Source organism: Candidatus Krumholzibacteriia bacterium (genome assembly GCA_035268685.1).
Taxonomy (GTDB): Bacteria; Krumholzibacteriota; Krumholzibacteriia; order JAJRXK01; family JAJRXK01; genus JAJRXK01.
In genome coordinates this window covers 20,141-29,809 of the sequence record DATFKK010000106.1, presented here as the reverse complement: position 1 = coordinate 29,809, position 9,669 = coordinate 20,141, and the positions used below count along the sequence as shown (strand labels likewise).

Below are 9,669 nucleotides of genomic sequence, written 5' to 3'. Positions count from 1 at the left end.
ACCCCGACCACGTGGCGCCCCTCACTCATCCACACCTGCTGCTGACGGGGCGTGCCGCGCAGAAGGGGGCTCTCGGTCTCGACCAGGATCGTGCCCATCGAGTGTTCGCCGACCGGCGCGTCGTCGAAGACGGCACCGAGTTCACGGCAGAGCAGTCCGAGTCCGTGTCCGATCGCCAGAATCGGCCGACCGATCTCGAGCACGGCGGGATCGAAGGAGACCACCGCCTGCGAGGCGGGCTCGGCTCCGCTCACGATCATCCCGGCGAGATCCGGATCGCTCTGGAGCTCCCCGGCCCGAGTCGCCGGAACGAGCCGGCTGAACACTCCTAGCTCCCGGAGCCGCCGCGTGACCAGCTGGCTGTACGGAGATCCGTGGTCGAGCACCACGATCGTCGGTCGGTGGATCACTCCGCTCCGCCCTTCCACGGATCAGTGCCGGAAGTGGCGCGTGCCCGTGAGCAGCAACGACACCCCCAGGCGCTCGGCCGCGGCGGCGACCTCGTCGTCGCGGATCGAGCCGCCCGGTTGGAGGATGCAACGGACTCCCGCTTCGGCCAGGGTCTCGACCCCATCGGGGAAGGGGAAGAAGCCGTCGCTCGCCGCGGCGCAGCCGATCAGGTCGAGCTCCGCCAGACGTGCTTTCTCGATCGCGATGCGACTGCTGTCGACACGGCTCATCTGACCGGCGCCGATCCCGAGCGTTCCCCGGGCTCCGGCCAGCACGATGGCGTTGCTCTTCACGTGCTTCGACACGCGCCACGCGAGCTCCCCGGCGGCGAACTGCTGCTCGTCGGGCTTCGGGCCCGCCGCCAGCTTCCACGCTTCGAGTTCGGGGAAGCCCTCGTCCTCGTCCTGCGTCAGCACCAGCCGCCCCCAGCGACGTTGATTGCCGCGTGTCCGGGCCGCGAAGCGATCGCGGTCGACGTCGAGCCAGCGCAGGTTCTTCTTCCCCGACAGGATCGTGCGCGCACCCTCGGTGTAGCCGGGCGCGAGCACGACTTCGAGGAAGCGGCCGGCGAGCAGTTCGGCTGTCTCTTCGTCGACGGTGCGCCCGAACGCGAAGATTCCGCCGAAGGCCGAGACCGGATCGCACCGCAGGGCGTTCTCGATCGACTCGACCATGCTCGCACCTCGGCCCACACCACACGGATTGGTGTGCTTGATGATCGCGCAGGCGTCGTCGGGAAGATCGAGCGACAGCTTCATGGCCCCGACCACGTCGAGGATGTTGTTGTAACTGAGCTCCTTGCCCCCGTTCGGACGCAGGCCCAGCTCTTCGATGCCACCACCGCCGTCCACGCGCCAGGTCGCGGCCTGGTGGGGGTTCTCTCCGTAGCGCAGCGTGTGCCCGTCGTCGAAGAGACCGCGCGCGATCCGCTCGTCGTAGTGTGCGGTCGCGGTGAACACGCGCCCCGCGCAGGTCCGGCGGAAGTCGGCATCGGCTTCGCCCTCGCCCGCGTCGAAGGCGCGCAGGAAGTCCTGGTACTGCGTCGGCTCGCACAGGACCGTGACCCGGGCGAAGTTCTTCGCCGCCGCGCGGAGCAGACTCGGCCCGCCGATGTCGATGCTCTCGACCCGCTCGGCATCGTCGGTCGTGCGCTCCATCGCGCCTTCGAAGTCGTAGAGATTCACGACGACGAGGTCCACGGCTTCGAACCCCGTGCCCTCGAGGTCGTCCGTCTTCGGTGCCAGGATCCCGGCGTGGATCGCCGGATGCAGCGTCTTCACCCGACCGCCCAGGATCTCTTCCTGACCGGTCACCTCGGCGATCTCGATCACGTCGACACCGGCTTCACGCAGCACCCGCGCGGTCCCCCCGCTGGCCAGCAGTTCGAAGTTCCGTTCCCGCAGCGCGCGACCGAAGTCCACCAGTCCCGACTTGTCGGTCACGCTGAGGATCGCGCGTCGTTTCCGTTCGCTCACAGTCCGAGCTCCTCGGCACGTTCGGGGAAGAGCCGCCGGAAGATCCGCGCGTAGCCCGCAGCCACACGCTCGAGGATCGAGGGATCGAGCCGCGGCGGCGGCGGGGTCCGATCCCAGTCGAGGGTCAGGAGATGATTGCGTAGGATCTGCTTGTCCATGCTGTCCTGCTCGCGACCGGCCTCGTACTGCTCGGCGTCCCAGTAGCGGCTGCTGTCGGGCGTGAGCAGCTCGTCGATCAGGGTGAGCTGGCCGTCGATGGTGCCGAACTCGAACTTCGTGTCGGCGATGATGATCCCCCGCGATGCGGCGTAGGCCCGTGCGGTCTCGTAGATCGACAGGCTCTCCTGCTTGATCGCCAGCATGGCGTCGTGGCCGACGATGTCGGCGGCACGGTCCTCGCCGATGTTCTCGTCGTGGCCTTCGTCGGCCTTCGTGGCCGGCGTGAAGATCGGTTCGGGGAGACGTTCGCAGCGCACCAGCCCGGCCGGGAGATCGTGCCCGCACACGCGTCCCGTCTCCTGGTAGTCGACGAAACCACTGCCCGCCAGATACCCCCGCACCACTGCTTCGATGTCGTAGCGCTCGGCGCGGCGCACGAACATGACCCGCCCTTCGAGCCGCTCGGCGTGGGTGGCGAAGGGTGCGGGAAGCGACGCCGCGTCGGCGTGGACCAGATGATGGTGGAGTTCTTCACCGAGCAGCGCGTACCAGGCGAGCGTCATCTGCGTGAGCAACGCACCGCGACCGGGCACGGGCTGGTCCATGACCACGTCGAACGCGCTGATGCGATCGGTGGTCACGATCAGGAGGTGATCGTCGAGTTCGAAGAGTTCGCGGACCTTGCCGCGAGTGTCGGGCTCGAGCCCGAGTTCGGAGGTCGAGACCAACGCAGGAAAACGGGACACGGCGATCTCCCTCCACCGGCGGCGAACGCGGACGATAGGCCGCGCACCGGGGAGCGTCAAGGTTCCCCGCCGGCCCGGCGGACCCGAGGTACTCCGGACCGCCATTCGACCACGACCGCCCCGGCGAGGTCGGTCCGCAGGACCTCCGTCCCCGCGGCCCGGAGTCGTTCCGAGACCGACGGGTGGGGATGTCCGTGGTTGTTCCCGTAGCCGCACGAGACCAGGCCCCACCGTGGTCGCATCCGCCGCAGCAGTTCCGGATCGGTTCCGGTGTCTCCTCCGTGGTGGGCGACCTTCAGGATCCACGTGTCCGGATCGGGTCGACGCGACAGCGCATCGAGAACGCCCCGTTCGCCGTACCGCTCCAGGTCGCCGGTGGCGAGCACCGGCGCCGTGCGCGGCCCGATCCTGAGGACCAGGCTCCGATCGTTCGCGCCCTCGCCCGCGAGCGAGGCCGGGGGCCAGAGCACGTTCGCCTCGCAGCACGCGCGGTCCCAGAGGACCTCGCCCGCCGCCGACCACTGCACCGCCACTCCGGTGGAATCCGCCAGCGCCGTGAAGCGGTCACTCCATTCCAGGCCGCGGTCGCTCGCCGCCATCACCAGCGTGTCGACCCGGGCCGAGCGCAGCAGGCGCCGGGTCCCGGCCACGTGATCGAGATGAGCGTGCGTGAGGACCACGGTCACGCCGTCGATTCCCCGGCGCTCCAACCACGGAAGGACGGATCGTTCGATCGGGTGCCAGCCCCAGCCCTTCGGACCGGTGTCGATCAGCACCACGCGCTCGTCACAGCGGTAGACGTGGGCATCGCCCTGTCCGACGTCGAAGGTGATCCACGTGTGGTCCGCCGTGCCCCCGGGATCGGCGTACACGCCGATCAGCACCACCCCGCTCGCGATCAGGTCCCGTCGGACGCGCAGCCACTGGTGCGGCAGCAGCCACCAACCCACGACGACCAGGGCCAGCGCCCACGCGTGATCGTCGAAGCCGGGGTGTCCGAGCGCCCAGTTCCCCGTCGTCCCGGCCCGGGCGAGCACCCATCCGAAGGCGTGCGCCCAGACCGCCGCGACGGGCGCGACCACCGGGAGGGGCAGCAGCGCCAGGACGGCACACGCACCGCCGACGGCCAGGACCGCCGTGAACAAGGGCCCGACGGCCAGCAGGAGGACGGGCGCGAACAGCGGGAGGCGTCCGAAGGTGTCGAGGATCCACGGCAGGGTTCCGAGCTGGGCGAAGATCGAGACCCCGAGACCCGCCACGATCGGGTGCCGGCCCTTCAGCAGCGGGAGGGAACGCAGGATCGCGAGGGTGGCCGCGTAGCTCAACCACCAGCCCACGCCGCAGACCACGTGCGGACGCAGTGCGATCTCCACCAGGCCCACCACGGCGAGCGCCTCGTCGACCTTCGCCCGCTCGCGCAGCACGCCACCCAGAACCACGAGGGTCACCATGAGCACCGCTCGCACCATCGAAGGCCCCGCACCCGCGACCACGACCCAGAGCCCGAGGGCGGGCAGCGCGACCAGCATTCCCCGCCGTCCGAGACCGCGCAGTGGCAGGACGACCAGTCCCAGCACCACGCCGACGTGCAGTCCGCTCAGAGCGAGCAGATGCGCGAAGCCCAGCTGCTGGACGCGTTCGACGGCATCTCTGCGAAGAGCGCGACGGTCGGCCAGGAGCAGGGCGCGCCACAGGGCCGCCCCCTGACCGAAGGCTCGCTCCCAGTGCCCGGCTGCCGCGCCCCGGACCCGCTCGCGGAGACCGGGCCCGGTCCCCTCGATCAACGGCGGCCCGCAGTCGTCGATCCGGGCGCGCAGGAGCACGCCGGTGCCGATCCGTCCCCGGAGCGCGCGCCGATCGTCGGGATTGCGGGTGTGCGGGAGCGGGGCCACCCGCACGCGTGCCCGCCGCACCTCGCCGACCACGACGCCCTCGGGAACGCGGCTCACGCGAGCCGCGACCCGACCGGCGCTGGGATGACCCAGATCGCCGCGCCAGTAGCCTTCGTCGATCCGTTCGACGAAGCGGATCAGGGCGGAGGTCTCGGTCCCCGCCCAGGTCTCGGCCTGATCGATCGTGGCGTGGAGACGGCCCGCGCCCAGCAGCCCCACAGCGGCGGCGATCAGGACGAGACCGGGACGCGGACGACCCCAGACCAGCGAGGCCGAGAGGGCGACCGCGGCGGTCGAGCGTTCGACGGTCGAAAGGTCGGGGCCGGCCACGGCGAAGGTCAGCAGCGCGGCGAAGAGGGCACGCCACGGTGGACTCATGCCCGAGATTCCTCACCGGGAGGCGAGGATGTCGGGAGACGGGCGGGGGATCAGCCGGCGGCGTGCTCGCCGGCCTCACCCTCGGCGTAGAGGCACACGCGGTTGCGTCCGGTCTCCTTGGCGCGGTACAGGGCCTGGTCGGCGTGCCTCAGCAGGGCGCGCTCACCGCCCTGGGCATGCTCCGGGGCGAGCGCGACGCCGACGCTCACCGTCAGCGGCACCCGTCCGTCGCCGGGCAGGATCAGGGGTGTCCGTTCGATCACTCCACGCAGGCGGTCGGCCGTGTGCATGGCGTCGTCCCGGCCGGTTCCGGGGAGCAGGAGCGCGAACTCCTCTCCCCCCCATCGGAAGACCTGGTCGATCCGGCGCAGGTGCTGCAGCATGAGTCGCGCGGCGTGCTGGAGGACCAGGTCGCCCACCTCGTGGCCCCGTTCGTCGTTCACGCGCTTGAAGTGGTCGAGATCGACGAAGAGCAGGGCCAACGGCTGCCCGGTGCGCAGCGACCGCTCCAGCTCCAGTCCGAGCTGGTTCTCGAAGAAGCGACGGTTGTGCAGGCCCGTCAGGGGATCGCTGTACACGCGTTGCTGACTGCGACGGTGCGCCATGAGAAGGGCTTCGAGGGTCCGGGCGACCATCGACCGGGTCTCGACCGCGAGGGGTCGAGACGAGCCGACTGCTCCCACGACGTCACCGTTCACCCGCAGCGGGACCCACTGCCGTCCCTCGAAGGTCACCGCGTCGGACTCCGCGGACTCGAGCGATCGGCGGAAGGCTTCGTCGAGGGCGCGTCCGTCGTCGAGCACCCGCCACGCACGCCCCTGCCCCTGGGGCACGCCCAGCCGATCACTCCAGAGAACCACCCGGAGTTCGACTCCGTCGAGATTGCCCGAGAGCAGGTCCAGCAGCCCCTCCAGGCTCGACTCCAGGCCGAAGCTGACCCAATCGCGCTCGAAGGTGCGGCGGATCGCGTCGATGGCACCGAGCCGCCCCGGCTCGACGTTCGGAACTCGGGCCGGTTGCTCGTCCGCCGGGAGCCGCCCCGGGGCGGGCTCGTGCGGTTCCTCGGGCACGCCCGGCGCCGGAACCTCCGTCTCCGACGCCGCCGCGGGCTCGCCGGGCCTTCCCATGAGCGCCCGGAGGTCGTACACACGGGGGGAACCGGGCAGCGCATAGACCGGCACGGTCTCGTTCCCGTGGCGGATCACTCCCGCCCGTTCGAAGACGTCGCGCGTGAGCAGCTCCCGCGCGACCTCCGCGGTCAGGCCGGCGAGGTCCCCGCTGGACGCAAGGGCGTGCCGCACCCGCTGACGAAGGTCGGGGCTGAGGCGGGACTGGGGAATCTCGGTCCCCAGGAATCGCCGGAGATCCACGCTCTGACGCTTGAGCTTCATGGTGCGGCGCCGTTCCGGTCGGCGGGCGGGCGGGATTTCCGCTGCAATCGTGGTTCGGGCTCGATTCTAGCACATCGCGCGGGACGAGACCGTGCCCACGGGGTAATGTCTGCCGATTCCCGCACCGGACACCGTCGAACCGGAGGTCACAACGTTGAGAGCAGGTGTCGCGCTTCGCCGACGTGGTCGAATTCTCGCCCCCGTGCTGATCGGACTCCTGTCGGGTCTGGCCGCCTGCTCGTCGAGTGGACCGGCGACCCCACCACCCCAGGACGATCCGCTGGCCCACGCGGTCGCGCTCGAACCCGCCGACACCGTGGTGGCGCCCGAACCCGAGCCTGCGCCCGCGCCTCCGGTCGACGAGACCCTGCTCGCCAAGATCCTCCGGTCCCACCCTTCGCTGGCCGAACTGGAAGACCTGTGGGTCGCCGGCGGGACGCACTACGCGCGCGGCGAGTTCGACCTGGCCGAGGAGTACTTCTACGTGCTCCGCGAGCGCCTGGAAACCGTTCAATCGGACCAGCCCGACTCGATGGCCGTGATCTACCTCGCCTCGCTCGACCGCAAGCTCGACAACTTCGTCGAGATCCTCGCCGAGGAACGCTTCTTCGCCGAGAGCTACGCGCCCCTGAACCAGACGCTCGACGACGTCTACGACAGCCTGCGAACGGCCTACGAGATCCCCGATTTCCTGATCCCCGAGGTGGAACGCTCCACCTTCGAACGCGAGCTCCTGCTGGTCCAGCACCCCCGCGTGGACTTCTGGGTCGACTATTTCACCGGGCGCGGGCGGTCGAACTACCAGACCTGGCTCGAACGACGGGCGCGGGTCGGTTCGATCATCGAAACGATCCTGGAAGAGGAAGAACTTCCCACGGAACTCCTGTCCCTGGCCATGATCGAGAGCGGGCTGACCGCTCGGGCACGCAGTCGCGCCGCAGCCGTGGGCTGGTGGCAGTTCATGCGGGGTACCGCGAAGATCCGCGGTCTGCAGGTGGACGAGTGGATCGACCAACGGCGCGACATCGAACTGTCGACCCGCGCCGCGGCCCGCCACCTGAAGCTCATGTACGGCATGTTCGGGAACTGGCCCCTGGCCCTGGCCGCCTACAACGCGGGCGAGTACCGCATCCAGCGCGCGATCGGGCTGCAGGGCGACCCCGACTACTGGGAGCTCCGGCTGCCGCGCGAGACCCGGCAGTACGTGCCGAAGTTCATCGCCGCCGCTCGCATCGCCGTCGATCCGGCCGCGTACGGCTTCCGACCGGTCGCGGTGGATTCACTCCGTTACGACACGATCGAACTCGACGACACCTTCAGCCTGGACCAGATCGCACGGTCCGGTGGGTTCGGCGTGCGCGAACTCGAACGATTGAATCCCCAGTTGATCGCCGGGTGCACGCCCCCGAACCTCGATTCCTACTCGATCCGGGTGCCCGAGGGCCGGGGCGAGGCGACGCTCGAAGCCGTGAACCGGATCCCGCAGGACCAGCGGATCACCTGGCGCAAACACCGCATGGCCCGCGGAGAGACGCTCGGTGCCCTGGCGCGTCGGTATCGCACGTCGACCCGGGCGATCATGGACCTCAACGGGATCACCGACGCCCGTCGGGTCCGCGCCGGACGCGTGCTCACCATTCCCTACCCGCGCGGGGTGCGCGTGGCGGCGGCAGACCCGCCGTCGGCGGCCGCCGACTCGGCGAAGCCGCCCGCCGGGCGCGAGACGCTCCGCTACCGGGTCCGCTCCGGCGACACGCTGAGCGCGATCGCCGAGCGCCATGGCGTGAGCATCCGCTCGATCCGATCCCTGAACGGTCTGCGTGGCAGCCGGATCCGGGTCGGACAGACCCTGGTCCTGCACGTCGACGAGGACTTCGAGGCCCTCGACCCCTTCGTGATCGACGAGGACACACACGAGAAGACCGAACACCTGGTGCGTGCGGGCGAGACGCTCACCGCGATCGGACGGATCTACGGAGTCGACGTCGCGGCGCTGCTCGCGTGGAACGACCTCGAACCCCGCGCGATCCTGCACCCGGGCGACCGGGTGTCGGTCTGGCGGCCCCGGAACCGCTGAACTCGACGGCTCAGAAGTCGACCGAGAGGCTCACGCGGTGCGTGTTCTCGTCGATGTCGAGTACGTCGCCCGCGCGGGCGTAGTCCACGCGGAACTGTCCGAGCTCGATGCCCGCCCCGAAGGTCAGTTCCTCCGAATCGAAGCCACCGTGGCTACCGAAGCGCAGATGGGCCCGCTCGCTGAACGTGGTCTCGAGCCCCAGGAACAGGTTGCTGGAGACGTCTTCGAAGAAGCTTCCCCACTCCTGGTAGCCGAACTGGTCCACGCTGTTGCCCCGACCGTCGAAGTGGATCTCCAGGGCTCCCGCCGCCTCGACGCCCAGCCTCCACGCGGGGAAGGTCCAGTCGTACGACACGCCGGGCACCAGCACCGGAGCGATGGTCTCGTTGCGGCCGGTGTCCCAGCTCAGATAGGTCGACGTGGCGTCCTGGAGCTTCACGCCGACGTCGAGGGAACGCCACCAGTCCCGGCGCAGGGCGCCGAGGTCGACGCCGATCCCGAAGCTGCTGAAGTCACCCACGCTCTGCCGGATGAGCTTGACGTTGCCCCCGAGTTGCCAGTCGTCGAAGCGTCGCGCGTAGGACACCATGAGCGCCAACTCGCGGTCGGTCTCGAACTTGATCTGGTCGAAGTACAGCGGATCGAGGATCTGGGCCGCCTCGTTCGCGCCCAGGACACCGTCGCCATCGGTGTCGAGCTCGTCGACGAGACCGTCGGTGAACGGGATGTCGTCGAGCGCGAGGTGGATCACGCTGACCGCGAAGGCGCTCTCGGCGCCTTCGGCCCCACCGAGAGGGTGCACGTAGCTGCCGAAGTCGCGGTCGATGAGGTCGCCGAAGCGCTCGCTGTGCATGATCAGCAACTGGCGCCCCGGCACGTCGAGCAGTCCGGCGGGATTCCAGAAGGTGGCGCTGGCGTCATTGGCCACCGCCACGAAGGCACTGCCCATCCCCAGTGCGCGGGCGCCGCCACCATCGGCCATGAAGGAACCGGCGAACTTCGCGGCCTGGGCATCGGCGGAAGCCAGCAGCAAGAGGGCGAGACCGATGGTGCCCCGTCGAACGCTGTCGAATCGAATCACGGAAGCCTCCGGGTCGACGA

The 9,669-nt window shown here is 69.8% G+C and carries 7 protein-coding genes; 1 reads left to right on the top strand and 6 read right to left on the bottom strand.

Going from position 1 to position 9,669, the window contains the following annotated elements; translation table 11 throughout:
- From VKA86_10310 to VKA86_10290, 5 genes are all read right to left on the bottom strand, one after another.
- The coding region (locus tag VKA86_10310; protein ID HKK71600.1) for a GMP synthase (glutamine-hydrolyzing) at positions 1–410 on the bottom strand (410 nt) is incomplete at its 3' end.
- Between the two features lie 21 nt (positions 411–431).
- Positions 432–1,925, bottom strand: a complete 1,494-nt coding sequence (purH, locus tag VKA86_10305) for a bifunctional phosphoribosylaminoimidazolecarboxamide formyltransferase/IMP cyclohydrolase (protein HKK71599.1) — start codon at positions 1,923–1,925, stop codon at positions 432–434.
- Positions 1,922–2,830, bottom strand: coding sequence for a phosphoribosylaminoimidazolesuccinocarboxamide synthase (locus tag VKA86_10300; GenBank protein HKK71598.1), 909 nt, complete (start codon positions 2,828–2,830; stop codon positions 1,922–1,924). Before VKA86_10300 ends, purH begins: the two co-directional genes overlap by 4 nt.
- 56 nt (positions 2,831–2,886) lie before the next feature.
- Positions 2,887–5,100 (bottom strand): ComEC/Rec2 family competence protein, encoded by a 2,214-nt coding sequence (locus VKA86_10295; protein HKK71597.1) that lies wholly within the window; start codon positions 5,098–5,100, stop codon positions 2,887–2,889.
- 50 nt (positions 5,101–5,150) lie between these two features.
- Positions 5,151–6,491 carry a GGDEF domain-containing protein gene (locus VKA86_10290; GenBank protein ID HKK71596.1) on the bottom strand — a complete coding sequence of 447 codons (1,341 nt, stop codon included), beginning with the start codon at positions 6,489–6,491 and terminating at the stop codon, positions 5,151–5,153.
- A 202-nt stretch (positions 6,492–6,693) separates the two neighbouring features.
- Here VKA86_10290 and VKA86_10285 point away from each other — a divergent pair, with 202 nt between their 5' ends.
- The gene (locus VKA86_10285; GenBank protein ID HKK71595.1) at positions 6,694–8,568 is read left to right on the top strand and encodes a LysM peptidoglycan-binding domain-containing protein; all 1,875 of its coding nucleotides are present in this window, start codon (positions 6,694–6,696) and stop codon (positions 8,566–8,568) included.
- A 10-nt stretch (positions 8,569–8,578) separates the two neighbouring features.
- Here the strand turns inward: VKA86_10285 and VKA86_10280 are convergent, their stop codons facing one another.
- On the bottom strand, positions 8,579–9,649 hold the full coding sequence (locus VKA86_10280) for a PorV/PorQ family protein (GenBank protein ID HKK71594.1): 1,071 nt from the start codon (positions 9,647–9,649) through the stop codon (positions 8,579–8,581).
- Positions 9,650–9,669 lie beyond the last annotated feature (20 nt).

Coding starts and splice junctions, on each gene's coding strand:
- VKA86_10295 (HKK71597.1), bottom strand. CDS start 5,100: ATGAGTCCACCGTGGCGTGCCCTCTTCGCCGCGCTGCTGACCTTCGCC.
- VKA86_10290 (HKK71596.1), bottom strand. CDS start 6,491: ATGAAGCTCAAGCGTCAGAGCGTGGATCTCCGGCGATTCCTGGGGACC.